The 13,877-nt window shown below is 34.6% G+C and carries 26 protein-coding genes; 25 read left to right on the top strand and 1 reads right to left on the bottom strand.

Translation table 11 applies throughout. The annotated features are described in order from the left end of the window. The first annotated feature begins 3 nt into the window (after window positions 1-3). Window positions 4-150 carry a smi_0057.1 family bacteriocin-like peptide gene (locus tag B4W83_RS08565; protein ID WP_000425303.1) on the top strand — a complete coding sequence of 49 codons (147 nt, stop codon included), beginning with the start codon at window positions 4-6 and terminating at the stop codon, window positions 148-150. Between the two features lie 323 nt (window positions 151-473). Here the strand turns inward: B4W83_RS08565 and B4W83_RS13465 are convergent, their stop codons facing one another. Further along, window positions 474-647, bottom strand: coding sequence for a hypothetical protein (locus tag B4W83_RS13465; RefSeq protein WP_171042144.1), 174 nt, complete (start codon window positions 645-647; stop codon window positions 474-476). Between the two features lie 67 nt (window positions 648-714). On the opposite strand from B4W83_RS13465, the gene B4W83_RS13470 reads away from it, so the two are divergent. The 24 genes from B4W83_RS13470 to B4W83_RS08680 all read left to right on the top strand — a co-directional run bounded on the left by B4W83_RS13470 (window position 715) and on the right by B4W83_RS08680 (window position 13,874). After that, window positions 715-1,530: a GHKL domain-containing protein gene (locus B4W83_RS13470; RefSeq protein WP_007285090.1), complete on the top strand. Its 816-nt coding sequence runs from the start codon at window positions 715-717 to the stop codon at window positions 1,528-1,530. Beyond that, window positions 1,527-2,258, top strand: coding sequence for a response regulator transcription factor (locus B4W83_RS08575; protein WP_001221866.1), 732 nt, complete (start codon window positions 1,527-1,529; stop codon window positions 2,256-2,258). The genes B4W83_RS13470 and B4W83_RS08575 overlap by 4 nt, the downstream gene beginning before the upstream one ends. 369 nt (window positions 2,259-2,627) lie before the next feature. After that, window positions 2,628-2,756, top strand: coding sequence for a smi_0059.1 family bacteriocin-like peptide (locus B4W83_RS08580; protein WP_000658221.1), 129 nt, complete (start codon window positions 2,628-2,630; stop codon window positions 2,754-2,756). An 11-nt stretch (window positions 2,757-2,767) separates the two neighbouring features. Beyond that, complete coding sequence (locus B4W83_RS12990) at window positions 2,768-2,908, top strand: hypothetical protein (RefSeq protein WP_001004581.1); 141 nt, start codon at window positions 2,768-2,770, stop codon at window positions 2,906-2,908. Between the two features lie 110 nt (window positions 2,909-3,018). Continuing rightward, window positions 3,019-3,201, top strand: coding sequence for a class IIb bacteriocin, lactobin A/cerein 7B family (locus B4W83_RS08590; protein ID WP_000435077.1), 183 nt, complete (start codon window positions 3,019-3,021; stop codon window positions 3,199-3,201). Between the two features lie 19 nt (window positions 3,202-3,220). Next, window positions 3,221-3,412, top strand: a complete 192-nt coding sequence (locus B4W83_RS08595) for a hypothetical protein (protein WP_000439598.1) — start codon at window positions 3,221-3,223, stop codon at window positions 3,410-3,412. A 29-nt stretch (window positions 3,413-3,441) separates the two neighbouring features. Further along, entirely contained in the window at window positions 3,442-3,642 is a 201-nt protein-coding gene (locus B4W83_RS08600) for an SPPN_00645 family bacteriocin-like peptide (protein WP_001055966.1), read from the top strand. A gap of 192 nt (window positions 3,643-3,834) precedes the next feature. Next, entirely contained in the window at window positions 3,835-4,065 is a 231-nt protein-coding gene (gene blpU / locus B4W83_RS08605) for a bacteriocin-like peptide BlpU (RefSeq protein WP_001093485.1), read from the top strand. A 2-nt stretch (window positions 4,066-4,067) separates the two neighbouring features. Continuing rightward, a complete protein-coding gene (locus B4W83_RS13830) occupies window positions 4,068-4,193 on the top strand; it encodes a PncF family bacteriocin immunity protein (protein WP_007284823.1) in 126 nt (41 codons plus the stop codon). 606 nt (window positions 4,194-4,799) lie between these two features. Then, window positions 4,800-5,387 carry a recombinase family protein gene (locus B4W83_RS08610; protein WP_001268846.1) on the top strand — a complete coding sequence of 196 codons (588 nt, stop codon included), beginning with the start codon at window positions 4,800-4,802 and terminating at the stop codon, window positions 5,385-5,387. A 198-nt stretch (window positions 5,388-5,585) separates the two neighbouring features. Continuing rightward, window positions 5,586-6,821, top strand: coding sequence for an N-acetylmuramoyl-L-alanine amidase family protein (locus tag B4W83_RS13705; RefSeq protein WP_023935473.1), 1,236 nt, complete (start codon window positions 5,586-5,588; stop codon window positions 6,819-6,821). Between the two features lie 46 nt (window positions 6,822-6,867). Then, window positions 6,868-8,265: an N-acetylmuramoyl-L-alanine amidase family protein gene (locus B4W83_RS08620; RefSeq protein WP_000725077.1), complete on the top strand. Its 1,398-nt coding sequence runs from the start codon at window positions 6,868-6,870 to the stop codon at window positions 8,263-8,265. Between the two features lie 29 nt (window positions 8,266-8,294). Further along, a complete protein-coding gene (locus B4W83_RS08625) occupies window positions 8,295-9,341 on the top strand; it encodes a DUF6287 domain-containing protein (RefSeq protein WP_000732623.1) in 1,047 nt (348 codons plus the stop codon). Between the two features lie 492 nt (window positions 9,342-9,833). Next, the gene (locus B4W83_RS08630) at window positions 9,834-9,962 is read left to right on the top strand and encodes a smi_0059.1 family bacteriocin-like peptide (RefSeq protein WP_000658224.1); all 129 of its coding nucleotides are present in this window, start codon (window positions 9,834-9,836) and stop codon (window positions 9,960-9,962) included. A gap of 11 nt (window positions 9,963-9,973) precedes the next feature. Then, window positions 9,974-10,129: a hypothetical protein gene (locus tag B4W83_RS12995; RefSeq protein ID WP_001004586.1), complete on the top strand. Its 156-nt coding sequence runs from the start codon at window positions 9,974-9,976 to the stop codon at window positions 10,127-10,129. A gap of 34 nt (window positions 10,130-10,163) precedes the next feature. Further along, on the top strand, window positions 10,164-10,358 hold the full coding sequence (locus tag B4W83_RS08640) for a class IIb bacteriocin, lactobin A/cerein 7B family (protein WP_000180814.1): 195 nt from the start codon (window positions 10,164-10,166) through the stop codon (window positions 10,356-10,358). A gap of 27 nt (window positions 10,359-10,385) precedes the next feature. Then, on the top strand, window positions 10,386-10,586 hold the full coding sequence (locus B4W83_RS08645; RefSeq protein ID WP_000478865.1) for a hypothetical protein: 201 nt from the start codon (window positions 10,386-10,388) through the stop codon (window positions 10,584-10,586). A gap of 8 nt (window positions 10,587-10,594) precedes the next feature. Beyond that, window positions 10,595-10,762, top strand: coding sequence for a class IIb bacteriocin, lactobin A/cerein 7B family (locus tag B4W83_RS08650; RefSeq protein ID WP_007284951.1), 168 nt, complete (start codon window positions 10,595-10,597; stop codon window positions 10,760-10,762). Window positions 10,763-10,765: 3 nt separating this feature from the next. Further along, window positions 10,766-10,981: a bacteriocin immunity protein gene (locus B4W83_RS13485; protein WP_079247587.1), complete on the top strand. Its 216-nt coding sequence runs from the start codon at window positions 10,766-10,768 to the stop codon at window positions 10,979-10,981. Between the two features lie 80 nt (window positions 10,982-11,061). Further along, on the top strand, window positions 11,062-11,241 hold the full coding sequence (locus B4W83_RS08660; RefSeq protein ID WP_000846995.1) for a hypothetical protein: 180 nt from the start codon (window positions 11,062-11,064) through the stop codon (window positions 11,239-11,241). A 77-nt stretch (window positions 11,242-11,318) separates the two neighbouring features. Beyond that, window positions 11,319-11,525, top strand: coding sequence for a bacteriocin immunity protein (locus tag B4W83_RS08665; RefSeq protein WP_000673799.1), 207 nt, complete (start codon window positions 11,319-11,321; stop codon window positions 11,523-11,525). Window positions 11,526-11,926: 401 nt separating this feature from the next. Next, complete coding sequence (locus tag B4W83_RS13490; protein ID WP_000757185.1) at window positions 11,927-12,121, top strand: hypothetical protein; 195 nt, start codon at window positions 11,927-11,929, stop codon at window positions 12,119-12,121. A 20-nt stretch (window positions 12,122-12,141) separates the two neighbouring features. After that, the gene (locus B4W83_RS08675; protein ID WP_000343893.1) at window positions 12,142-13,035 is read left to right on the top strand and encodes a helix-turn-helix domain-containing protein; all 894 of its coding nucleotides are present in this window, start codon (window positions 12,142-12,144) and stop codon (window positions 13,033-13,035) included. A gap of 542 nt (window positions 13,036-13,577) precedes the next feature. Continuing rightward, window positions 13,578-13,874: an uberolysin/carnocyclin family circular bacteriocin gene (locus B4W83_RS08680; protein ID WP_000837726.1), complete on the top strand. Its 297-nt coding sequence runs from the start codon at window positions 13,578-13,580 to the stop codon at window positions 13,872-13,874. Window positions 13,875-13,877: the final 3 nt, after the last annotated feature.

Below are 13,877 nucleotides of genomic sequence, written 5' to 3' on the forward strand. Positions count from 1 at the left end.
GTCATGGAAATGAAAAATACATTTGTAGAATTGGAACAATTTGAAGAGTTAACTCCAGAGGTTTTGGAAGAAGTGAATGGTGGAGGGATTTTTGAAGATACCGTAAAATGGTGCGATAAATTATTTAGTACGGGTAGACACTTTGCTTAAATTCACAGTATTCGTTAGAGATTAGATTTATTTATGATTATTTTAGAATTCTTAGTTTCTGTGCTATATATACTGTTGGTAGTCGTTTCAACCATGGTTCCTACTATTTATTTGGGTGCTCAAATTTCCCCAGAATTTTATAAAAAACGTTATTGGGTCCTTGTATTTTTAATTAGTTTATCTGCTCGCCAAACATTTGGAGAATTATTTCATATAGGAATCATTCTCTTCTTTTACTGTATTTTTTTACTAGTATTGCACAAGGGAAAAGGGGAAGCTTTTTTTCTTTCTCTGTATCTTTTTCTCTTCTTTCAAAGTATTCGTTATTTATTTTTGACAATTTGGATTCGTGTATTATCTGGTGAGCCTTGTTGTTTTGTAGATTCGTTTTCCACTTTATATAGATCTGTATTTGATTTATTATCAATATTTCTATGTTCTACAATTATGAAACGTTGTTCTTTGGATTTGGATTTATTCTTTTCAGATGCTTTCAAAACCCACTATTATAAGAGTTTTTTCATTATCCTACCTCTGACTGGATTTAGGATATTCTCTTCGTTTATGACCAATAGAAATAGTTCGTTCTACGTTCGTTTTGATACGACCATTTCTCTCCTGATTTTCATTCTCTTTTTCTCTTGGCTCTTTTACATCAAGCATTTGGAGCAGGTTTATCGTGATGAGCAGACCATTCAGAGACAGGAAGATGAAAATCGTTCCTTGCAAGGAATGGTGGATAAGTTGGGACATCTCTATGATGAGGTTCGAGGTTTCCGTCATGATTTTGCGGGAATTGTCGCCAGCATGGAGCCTGCCATAGCAAATCAAGACATGGCTGAGGTATCTACCATTTATCAAGATGTCTTTCTAAAGACTAATGAAAAGCTGAGGAAGGCGGATTACACGGCCTTTAATCTTCACAATATCCATGATATAGCTATTCGCAATACCTTGGCAAAAGCCATGATTGTGGCAGATAAGCAGGGAATTCATTTTAGTTTGGAGACGGTGGGGGTTGTCGAAGAGCTGGCATTGCCTATGTTGGAGGCTATCCGTATCCTCTCTATCCTCACGACAAATGCTTTAGAAGCAGCCAGTGAGGCTGAAAATCCGCAGATTCGGGTTGCTTTATTGGCAGGTGATAGGAGTGTCCGTTTTATCATTGAAAACACTCGTAAGAAAGAAGAACTGAATCCCAGTATTCTCAGTCAAAAGGGTTACTCTACCAAGGATAACCACAGTGGACTGGGCTTGGCAACCTTGGAGGACATGGTTTTTCATTATGATTTAAACTTAGATACCCAGCTAGGAGAGACGACTTTTAGACAAGATTTAGAATTGCCATTTAAGGATGAGAAACGAGGGGGAGAGGAATGAGAATTTTAGTTTTGGAAGACGATAGAGTCCAGCAAGGACGGATAGAGCAGACTTTACTAGATATCGGTCGCTCTCGCAATTTAAGATTGGAAATTGATATTGCAAAAAACTATGGGGATGTTGAAAAGTATTCTCAGTATTTTGACCATTACCAGCTCTATTTATTAGATTTAGAGATTGATGGAGAGCGTGAACGGGGCTTTCAGGTTGCTCAACAGGTTCGGGAGCGGGATCCTTTTACAAGCATTGTCTTTGTGTCCACGCACTCGGAGGCCTTACCTCTAGCTTTTCGCTACCACTTGTCTGCCTTGGATTTTATTTCCAAGGATCAGCCAGAGGCGGACTACTGTCATCAGCTGGAGCGCTGTCTGGACTATGTACTGGCAGTAGATAAGAGGGAAAATATGCGTCTCTTTACCTATAGTTTTGAGGGAAGACGGGGCTTCACTCTGCCCTACCATGAAATTTTAGCCTTTGAAACTTCAGTGGAATCCCATCGTATCAAGGTCTATTATGCCAATCATTCTATCAAGACCATTTATGGCAGTCTCAAGGATATCGCTGCCAAGGCTGAAAAAGATTACTTTGTCTATGCCAATCGCAATACGTTAGTCAGTTTACAGGCTATTGAAGAGATGACTGCCACAGAAGTGACCTTGTTAGAAGGCTTGCATTTCCCCGTATCACGAACAGCCAGAAGAACCCTTAAAAAATATCTTAATGTCTAATATCTGTTAGATTTGAATGAGTTTATCAATAAGAATATCGGAAAATTTTCTGATATTCTTATTTTTTGACTTCTTTTTCGAATAGATAAGTAAGAGGAAAAGAAAAGGAGTTTGCTTCATGTATCTACCGATTTTCTATTCATGGTATATTAAATTATTTTTCAAATAAAATTTAATTTAGTTGTACATTTTCGAAATTTTTTTCGAATAGATAAGTAAGAGGAAAAAGAAAGGAGTTTGCTTTATGTATCTACCAATTTTCTATTCATGGTTCATTAAATTATTTTTTAAATAAAATTTAATTTAGTTGTACATTTTTGAAATTTTTTTCGAATAGATAAGTGAGAAGAAAAAGAAAGGAATAAAATAATGAAAGAACATTATTACGGATTTGTTGAGCTAACTTCGGAAGAATTGACCGATATTCAAGGTGGAGAAAATTGGACGAAGACCCTTGTAGATTGGTACATTGGATTTCGTAGAGGTTTTGGTTTTTAGGAGGATAAGAGATGAATGAAATGAATGATAAGTATACTATTGAAGTATTAAAGGAAAGCGACTTAGCCTTGCTGGTGGGTGGTAGTGAGGCAAGTTACCAACATGGTTTAATGGTGGGGTTCATTTTACGTCGTGCGTTATTTGGATTCTAAGATAATATTTAGAGAGTGAAGCTTACCTACAACAATGAACAGAATATATGAAAAAGGAAATACAAATAACTACCTTTTTCAATTGTTAAGAATCAAAAAAGGAGAATAAGATGGAACAAATTAAAAATATGGAAAATAATTTTCATGTAATGAGTCATGAGGAATTGGCCGATGTAGAAGGAGGCTTGCTATTTGGTCTGGTAGTAGTTGGAGGAGTCGCAATTGCAGGAACATTTTTATTGGGTGCGGTAGATGGTGCTTCAGGAGCACATGCTAAGCGTCGTGGACGTTAACAGGGAAGGAAGAGCGCTGATGGAACGCATAATAGAAAGTTGGATTACTAGGGTAGAGAATTTTTACAGTTTGCAGTCAATTCCTGTGAAAGTATTCATTTTCATAGTTGGAGTAGTTGGGATTTATGCTTTAGGGACATTACTTTTAGGACCGGTTTATTGGGCGGGGCAGAAGTTTGGCGAAACAATTTACAATTATTTGTTTCAATAAAAAATTATAGATAAAGAGGAACAGACATAATGAATATGATAAAAATTGAAGAAAAATTTACAAGTCTTACAGAAAAAGATTTGGCAACAGTAGAGGGTGGTCGAGTGTCATGGAGAGGTAATATTAACATCGATGTCCACAAAGTGATTGATAGTACGGGAAGATTTTTCGGTGGTATCTATAATGCTGGTAGATCATTTGGGCGAAATGTTTACAATGCATTTTATTAATATAGTTTATTAAAATGAATATCATATATTATATTTTTGAATTCGTTTTCGAATAGATAAATAAGAGGAATACAGGGAATGATTATTTCAGTAATTCAAGATTTGGATGAAACAATTTAATAAACACTGCTATACCAAACTTGTCAAGTTTGCAACAAGACAAGCATTAAAATAAAAAAGGAGGCATTCGTTATGAATACAAAAACGATGTCACAATTTGAAATTATGGATACTGAGATACTTGCTTGCCTTGAAGGTGGCGGATGCAATTGGGGAGATTTTGCCAAAGCAGGTGTTGGAGGAGGAGCAGCACGAGGTCTTCAGCTAGGAATTAAAACAGGAACATGGCAAGGTGCAGCAACTGGTGCTGCGGGAGGAGCTATATTTGGAGGTGTGGCCTATGCAGCGACATGTTGGTGGTAATTATGGATTTTAAAAGTTTTATTATTGGTTTAGTAGTTGGTATATTTGGTCCCTATATGGATGATCTAATTAGAAAAAAATTTTTAAAGTCTTCGGAGAAGAAAACAGAAAAATTTGTCAAAAAATAATCAAAACGATAAATGATGAATCTGATTCAAAATTATCTTGCACATGTAAAGAGGACCATCTCTCCTCTTATCAGGTAAATAGGAATCTTGCAGTAGCGAATCAAAAAAGGAGTAACTATGAATCGTAATTTAGAACGGTGTTATCTATTCTGACTATGAATAGATCATACCAGAGGTGGCTTATAAATAGCGGGGACATTAGAAATTGAAGTAACTTTAAATAGGATGTCGTAAATGTTGCTATCAATGATTTATTTGTCCCAAGCTTGCCTAGGGTGTCAGTAAAAAATCAATTTCCTTTCAAAATAGCATATTTTTAGTAGGTAGGACGTTTGTTCTGCCTATTTTTTGCTAAAAAGTGCAGTTGAAGTGTCTATTTGCATCATTTGGAGTTTTACATGTATTTTTGATAAAAAATAGGTATAGAAATTAGGAAAGTTGAAGAAAAGGAATGAAGGAGGTCTTAGTTTGTGATTTTTTACATACTTTTAAGGCTTGATGAACCAGTTTGAACTAATATATAATTGCTAGAAATTGAATACACTACTCCTTGAGGGCATTTTGCCCTTTTTTATATTTTACAATAAGTGTAAAAGGAGAGTTTTTATGCGTTACGGTTATGTTCGAGTATCTACAAGAGAACAAAATATTGATAGGCAATTTTCAGCATTGGTAGAAAACAAATTATCAAAAGAGAATATTTTTATTGATTACGTTTCAGGAAAAGATTTTGACAGAATGGAATATCAAAAATTATTAACTACCTTGAAAGAAAATGATGAATTGGTTATTAAATCAATTGATAGGTTGGGAAGAAACTATGATGAAATTTTAGAACAATGGCAAGCAATTACTAAGAAAAAGAAAGTAAATATAACTGTTTTAGATTTCCCCTTATTAAATACAAAGAATAGCAATGATAATATCACAGGAAAACTAATCTCCGATATCGTTTTACAAGTCCTATCTTATGTGGCACAGTTTGAAAGAGAACAAATCAAACAAAGACAAATGGAAGGAATACGGGAAGCACAGAAAAAAGGGAAGAAATTCGGCAGACCAAAATTGGTTGTTCCGAATAATCTCCCTGATGTGATAGCTCAATATAAGAAAAAAGAAATAACCTTACGAGAAGGTGCAGACATCTTAGGAGTATCAAAAAGCACCTTTCACAATTGGATAAAAAATTCATAGTTCTTGTCAAAAAACCTAGGATTTTTTGGACAGAAAATACAGTCTATTTTAGAAGCGTTTTCGTTAGAAAAAAGGTTCTAAAATCCAGCATTTTGACCAATTATTATTACACTTCCATTTTATCAAGTTTGTCCAAAAAAGTCTAGATTTTAGGACAAACTGATTATTTTACAATAAATAAAAATAGGGGGACACGAAATGGACACCAAAGCTAAAAAGTTCACACTTGCAACGATTTCAGCTCTATCACTTCTTGGGGTAGGAATTGTTACATCACAATCAGTAGTTGCTAATGATAGGCTGGTTTCCACTCAAGCAATCAAAGGTCAATCCTACAATATCTTAAACTCTGAGGTCACTAGTACTTCTTCTGGTACTACTCTAGTTGGGATTGAAGGGACTTTCTTAACGCCAGATAAACAGGCTATCTTAGATCGTATCAATGCTATTCGAAAAGAGGCAGCAGATGAAGGTCTAGTTACTAGCTATGTTCCGATCAAATGGTCAACTGAACTAGAAAAAACAGCCTTCGTTCGGGCAGCAGAAGCTTCTGTAACTAGGCATCATAAACGTTTATCTAATAAAGATATTTGGAGTGCCTGGCCTTCAGGGAATTTTTCACTAGCCGAAAACTTAGCTTGGAACTATGATGGATTTATGACAGCTATTAATCAATGGTATGACGAAAAAGCAGATTACGTCAAATCTCGTAGTGGGGCAAGTGTATCTGGTCAAACTGGACACTACGAATCCTTAATCAATTCAGAATTGACCTATATGGGTTTGGCAGCCTTTGAAAACCCTGTCACTCAAAATGGATGGATTACCGTTGCACAAAGTTTCGGAACATCATCTGGTGGCTCTGAAGAATTAGCTGGTGGTTATGGAAAGGCCATTCAATATACAGAAGCAAATTCTTCTCAGATTCAAACATTTGCGACTAAGGCGAATCTTTTTGACAAAGACTTGAAGGCAATCGGAACTCATACCAGTAAGAAAACAAAACAAGGTAAGTCTAACGGGACTAATAAACCAGGTTTCTTTTTTCAAATGCAAGATATTGGTAGGGGTATGGGTTTTTGGCGACAATCTGGTTCTCGTTGGTGGTTTATGCAACTTGATGGGTCTTACCCTTACAATCAGTGGGCAAAATTAGATAATATCTGGTATCACTTCGATAGTTCAGGTTGGATGCAAACTGGCTGGATAAAAGACAACGGCACGTGGTACTATCTCGACGGTTCAGGTGCTATGAAGACTGGTTGGTTCAAGGATAACGGTAGTTGGTATTATCTTGATAGCTCAGGTGCTATGAAAACAGGCTGGATGAAGGTATCTGGGAAATGGTACTATGCCTATAGCTCTGGTGCCCTAGCAATCAATACGACTACACCAGACGGCTATCGCGTCAATTACAATGGAGAATGGGTATAGGATAAGATTATAAAAAATAGATAAAAAGAAAAGGAATACAAAAATTATGAAAAAAATCGTTTTAACGACTACAGCAGTTTTATCACTCCTAGCAACAGGAGCTACAATTTCAAGTGTCAATGCAGCAAGTGGCGTCCCGATGGTCAAGTTCTGGTCTCCTGCAGCTAATGCTTATGTTGAAGAACCTGCTCCTGGGTATCGTGATACAGATTTAGTCGCAACAGATGTGACGCTTGTAGAAAAAAGAAAAGCACAACTTGGAGCATTTTCTGATGGTGAATTTACAACGGTTGATTGGGTAGATAATGCTTATAGACAAGAATTCTCTAAGCAATTTGCAAGTTTTGAATCCAACGGCATTGCTACATTCAACGGTAAAACAATTGTCTTTAAAGCAACAGACTATGGTATCTATACCATGAAGTTTGAATTAAATGGTACTCTCTATAAGTTAACTGCTGATGTCAGAGAAAATCTAGGAAAAGGAGGTCCTTTTTACACTTATGTAACCAAACTAGAAGTCTTATCAAATAATCAAGCAAATACTATCTCGAATACGAGTACTGAAAAACAAATAGAAGCAACAATTACAAAGGTTGAAATTCATCATTTTGGATTTAATTTTGAAGGTGTACTCTCAGAGCCACTACAACACGGAGGAGATAATGCAGCTAGAGGAAATGTTACTCTAATTGATAAGGCTACCGGAAAGATTGTGTACCAACATAATAATGATGTCATCTTTAGTGGTCTAACTAATGACGTCAACGACCAATTTCTTTTGCCTTTAATTTATAGTAATAAATTTAAAGGGGATGTTTTCGATATCAGACAGTTTCCTGCCGGAACATACATCTTGGAGATGTCTGGAGAAGCTGGCTCTCCGCACGATCACTCAGTTGATAATAGAAAACGTGTCTTTAAAGTTAGAAAAGAGGTGACTATCGGAAATCCTTCAACAAATTCAAATACTAACACCACAACTCAATCAGGTTCGAATTCATCTAGCTCGTCAACTTCTACAAGTTCGTCATCTGGAAACTATTCTAACACGGATACAACCATGACGACCCATCAGTCTAAATCTACTTGGATGTATTCGAATGGTCGCTGGTGGTATAAACACGAAGATGGCACTTATACAACTAATGACTGGGAAAAAATCAATGGTGTTTGGTATCGTTTTGATAACTCTGGTTGGATGCAAACTGGCTGGGTAAAAGACAACGGCACGTGGTACTATCTCGACGGCTCAGGTGCGATGAAGACAGGTTGGGTCAAAGATAACGGTAGCTGGTACTACCTTCAAGATTCAGGAGCTATGAAAACAGGCTGGATGAAAGTATCTGGCAAATGGTACTATGCCTATAGCTCTGGTGCACTCGCAATCAATACAACTACACCTGACGGTTATCGTGTCAGTTACAACGGTGAGTGGGTATAAAAACAATTTCAAATTGTAAGATTAAACATATGAAAAAATTATTTCTATTCAGTATTAGTATATTAGCTATCTCTATTTTAACGGCTTGCCAACATCAGAGTGAAAACACTTCTGCAACAAGTTCTGAAGCAATTGCTTCAAGTACTAGTTCAACTTTTTCTACATCGGAAGAGAAGAAACCTGATTACACCCTATATAATCCTGTTCTTAAAGAATATGCCAAAGTATTAGATGGTTCGTCAACTTCACATACAGAGATCAATTCAAAAGCAAACTTAAAAAACACTTATCCTAAAGAATATTCTGGATTACAGTATAGCTTGTATGATTTAGACCAAGACGGTACGGACGAACTTTTGATTGCCCTAAAAATGGATTCTAACTATTACGATTTATTAGATATTCGAACTCTTAAAAATGGTGAAGTTATTCGACTGACCAATGCAGAAAACAATCTGGACTTTATTGGAGAGCGAGTACATTTTAATCCTTTAGAAAATGGTTATTTTCAATTATCTACCCGAGTATCTACTAATCAAATCCAACTTAAACTATACAAGTTGAATCAGGATGGAACACTGTTAGAACTAGTCATTGAATCAGATACAGAAGAGGGACTGGGGACAAAACCACCTTCCCTTGACATAAGATCTTTCTTTTGGAAATCTGTCACAAGTCTTATAAATGGAGAAACAAGCCTTCCGTCAGAAAGTAAAGGGATGGATATTACTGCAATTCAAAATGGAGATTTTTCTAGTGTCGCAGGCACTTGGAGGAATCGTACAGGTATTGAATTTACTTTCGACAAAAATGGTTTAGTAAGTGATCATTCCAAGATTTCAATTGAACATGCTAAGGAAATTGACCACTATCTCAAGGCAAGTTCTGTTTCTAAAGATGGAGGTGCTGGTGCAGCTATTGCCTTTTTACCAGCAGGAATCCCTATAACCATGTCTGTCACCTCTTCTTCAGATAATGGCTATACTGACTCGTCTGATATTACACAAGACCGCTTATGGTTTGGACACCAACTTATCAATGGTAGTACCGAGGGATTTTTTTACAAGGTAGAATAGTTTTAATAGACTTACAAATTTATCAATAAGAATGTCGGAAAATTTTCTGATATTCTTATTTTTTTGACTTCCTTTTCGAATAGATAAGTAAGAGGAAAAAGAAAGGAGTCTGGTTTATGTATCTACCGATTTTCTATTCATGGTACATTAAATTATTTTTTAAATAAAATTTAATTTAGTTGTACATTTTCGAAATTTTTTTCGAATAGATAAGTAAGAGGAAAAGAAAAGGAGTTTGCTTCATGTATCTACCGATTTTCTATTCATGGTATATTAAATTATTTTTCAAATAAAATTTAATTTAGTTGTACATTTTCGAAATTTTTTTCGAATAGATAAGTAAGAGGAAAAAGAAAGGAGTTTGCTTTATGTATCTACCAATTTTCTATTCATGGTTCATTAAATTATTTTTTAAATAAAATTTAATTTAGTTGTACATTTTTGAAATTTTTTCGAATAGATAAGTGAGAAGAAAAAGAAAGGAATAAAATAATGAAAGAACATTATTACGGATTTGTTGAGCTAACTTCGGAAGAATTGACCGATATTCAAGGTGGAGAAAGTTGGGTGAAGACCCTTGCAGATTGGTACATTGGATTTCGTAGAGGTTTTGGTTTTTAGGAGGATAAGCGATGAATGAAATGAATGATAAGTATACTGTTGAGGTATTAAAGGAAAGCGACTTAGCCTTGCTGGTGGGTGGTAGCAAGGAAAGTTATCAACGGGGTCTAATTACAGGTCTATTGTTACGCGGTATATTTATTGGAACCCCATTTTTTAGAAGATAAGATTTAGAAAAAATAGAACAAGAGGAGAAAAAAGATGACAAATTTTGACAAAATGGAACAGAACTTTGTAGCTCTTACAGAAGAAGAGTTGATGGCTGTGGATGGGGGAGCATTGCCTCTTGTAATCGCCGGAGTGTCTATCTGGAAGATAGGTGCAGCAGTAGCAGGTGGAGCAGCAGCGCTTTTTGCTGGAGGAGCAGCTTTGGGGTATTATGCGAATAGACCATAATCTGATTGTAGTCAGAGAGGCATTTCTATGTTTTTAAAAAAAGAAGTGATATTATTAGGGGTATTGTTATCGCTACGTATTATTTTTACTATCGTTCAAATTTTAATTGATTATAAAATATTATCTGGACAGTATAGTATAAATTTTATGGATATTTCAGAAGTATTTACTTATCCAATACTCATTTTAATCATTTACATAGCAATAAAATATAATACAAAGGAGTAATGACGAATATGAACTTAGAACAATTTTATCAATTATCTGACGATGAATTAGTGGGAACAAAAGGTGGTTTTGGTCTTACGGAAGCAGTTGGGATTGCAGGAGTACTGAATGCTGCTGTACAAATTTTTAATGCTGGTTACAAATTTGGTTCAGATTTGGCTCGTCGTGGGCGTTAGATAATGAATAATCGCAACCTTAATCTCAATACATTGTTACCTAAACTAGCCACTATATTTCCTTTGTTGGGAATAATTCTTAATGTCGCGCTTCATGTGATTCGTACAGGTTCGTTAGTATACTTTAATTGGCAATGGACTTTGGTTGGTTTGCTTTTCTCAGCATATTTTGGTATTTTTCGCAAAGATTTGTCAAAAAATAATCAAAACTATAAATGAAGAACATGAATCAAAAGGATTTTGTGTATATGAATGGCAGCGTTTTCCCGCCATTCTTGTCAGGTAAATAGGAGCTTTCTATGAAAACATTTTTATTAGGCTTTACTGAGGGTTATTTTACCGTATCGCTCATAATCTACATCGCAACGTATTTGATTTTGAGAAATCCAATCAATACCCTATTTTATCCAGAAATTTACCCTGTTTTATTTGGGCTCTTTTATCTAGGATATAAGGTCAATAAAAAGCGAGTAGAGTAAACAGTTAAGAATGACTTGTTAGTCTGCGCTAAAATGGCTAGGCTAGAATCTAGGAATGCATCACATTGGAGTTTAATATGAAATTTGTTAAATCAATACTGAAAGTTTGGCCTGAAATCATGGTATTACTTAGTTCGATGTCTTATATCATCATCAGATTAGTAGCTGATATGAATAAAGTATCTTTACCTACTTGGTTTGATAGTTTCAATATACCAACGATTGCATTATTTATGATGGTCTTCATTCTTTTATACAGAAGTAAAGAAAAAAAGAATGGATAAATTTGAGGTAGTAGACGTTCTATAGGGAATAGGTGTCTTATAGTAACGAATCAAAAAAAGGAGTAACTATGAATCGTAATTTAGAACGGTGTTATCTATTCTGACTATGAATAGATCATACCAGAGGTGGCTTAGAAATAGCAGAGACATTAAAAATTGAAGTAACTTTAAATAGGATGTCGTAAAGGTTACTATCAATGATTTATTTGTCCCAAGCTTGCCTAGGGTATCAGAAAAAAATCATTTTCCTTTCAATAGCATATTTTTAGTAGGTAGGACGTTTGTTCTGCCTATTTTTTGCCAAAAAAGTGTATTTGAGCTGTTTATTTGGAGTTTTACATGTATTTTTTGATAAAATTTGATAAAATAGGTATAGAAATTAGGAGAGTTGAAGAAAAGAAATGAAGAAGGTTTTAAGATATTTTTTAGTATTTGTTTTTCTATTTTTGATGAATATTTTCATCTTTAAGATACTAGCAACTCTGGGATTTCAGCTGACAATGAGTGAAAAGAGTTATATTGTACCACCGCTGTTTTCGATTATCGTTTTGTACATGATTGACAAAAGAATTAGGAAGAAAAAGAAATCTTTGTAATCAACTTAAGGAGTATTACTATGGATGAGTTGAAACGTGAAATTGGTTATAAAATCAAAACTATTAGGCGATCTTGTGGAAAAACTCAGATAGATATTTGTGGTGATGAATCAGAGTTGACGATTCGTCAGCTAGCACGTATTGAAAATGGGCAAGTTTTAGCAACACTTCCTAAATTATTATTGATTGCGGATAAACTTGGAGTATCATTACAGAATATTGTGGATGTTAAGGTTATAGAGATTCCAAAAGGATTCCTAAAACTCAAAGATGAGCTGATTCATTCTCAAACCTACGCTGATAAGGGAAGAATCGAACGAAAAGAAGCTATACTTGAGGAAATATATGAAAACTATTATGAGAATTTGCCTGAGGAAGAGCAGTTAATTGTGGATGTGACACAAGCTCGTTTTGATATTTATGGTAGTTCAGATGTGACCTACGGTTTAGGGTTAGTGGAAGAATATTTCCAGCAGTTATTAAAAAAGAAATATTTTTCTGTAAATGATTTGTTGATTATTGAATTGTATTTCTTTTGTTGTGCTATGGGATTAGAAGATAAAGAACATTTTGAGGAGTTAGCTCAAAAAGTATTGCTATGTTCAGAATATGAAGATAAGGCTAGCCTAGCTCAGATGGAAAAAGTTCTTCTGAGCCTATTTATCCAAATTCAGACAGAAGATAGTCTGATATATATTCAAACATTTGAGAAAATTATTGCTAAAACAAGACATGTTTTTTACCGACCTCATCTATTTTTGCTAAAGGCAAAATATGCTTTATTTGTAGACAAGAATATTTTAGAGGCAGAAAGTTTCTATGAAAAGGCAATTTCTCTAGCAGAATTGCTAGATGATCAGATATTAGTTCAGAGAATCTTAGAAGAAAAACAAATAGATTTCCCAACAACCTGACTTCTAAGTCATGTTGTTTTTTTCATGTTTTTGTTATATTAAACCTATAAAGAAAACGCTCTCAAAAAGAAAGGAGGTTTATTATGGTTGGAACGTTATTTGTCCCTTTAAGTATAAGAGTTTGGTTCTATCTATAATATCAGGTAGAGATTAATGGAATAAAGTATTCTTATATTGGATTAAAGGAATGTTTTAATAGGTTTCCTACATTAGTATAGAGGATGAAACTCAATTTTCAATGATATAAAAGAGTGATTTGGAGATTGTGAGGGTTGAGTATGTTTATTTATGATGTAGGAAGTGTAAACTAAAAAGGAGGTAGTAATCGTATAAAAGTTAAATAGACATTATCTTTTATTGAGTCTTAGTGATATAAAAGTAATTTGATAATCTAGGAAAATGTAGTAGTAATTTATTTATTATAGATATGTTAATAAAAGTAGTATAAAATATAGACGAACATTTGAAGAGAGTTAGGAATACAACATGTGCGAATTAACTCTCAATAAAACATACATAATATACAAAAGGAGTACACTAAAATGAAATCTAAAAGAATGGAATTTCATAATAAATTTCTCATTGTTTCAGCAATGTTAGCAGTCATTAGTTGGTTAAGCTTAGGTGTTGTTTCTTTTCCTATGTTGGCTGGGACATTAGGAATTTCGACAAAAGCTGCTGCTACTGTAGTCAATTTGATTAGTGCTTATAGTACAGTTACAGCAGTAATTTCAATTGTAGGTGCAATCACAGGAGTAGGTTCTATTGGTTCGGGTATTGCAGCAACAGTTCTTTATATATTGAAAAAGAAGGGTGCTGCTAAAGCAGCTCTATGGTAGAAC

It is taken from the genome of Streptococcus pseudopneumoniae ATCC BAA-960 = CCUG 49455, from assembly GCF_002087075.1.
Taxonomy (GTDB): domain Bacteria; phylum Bacillota; class Bacilli; order Lactobacillales; family Streptococcaceae; genus Streptococcus; species Streptococcus pseudopneumoniae.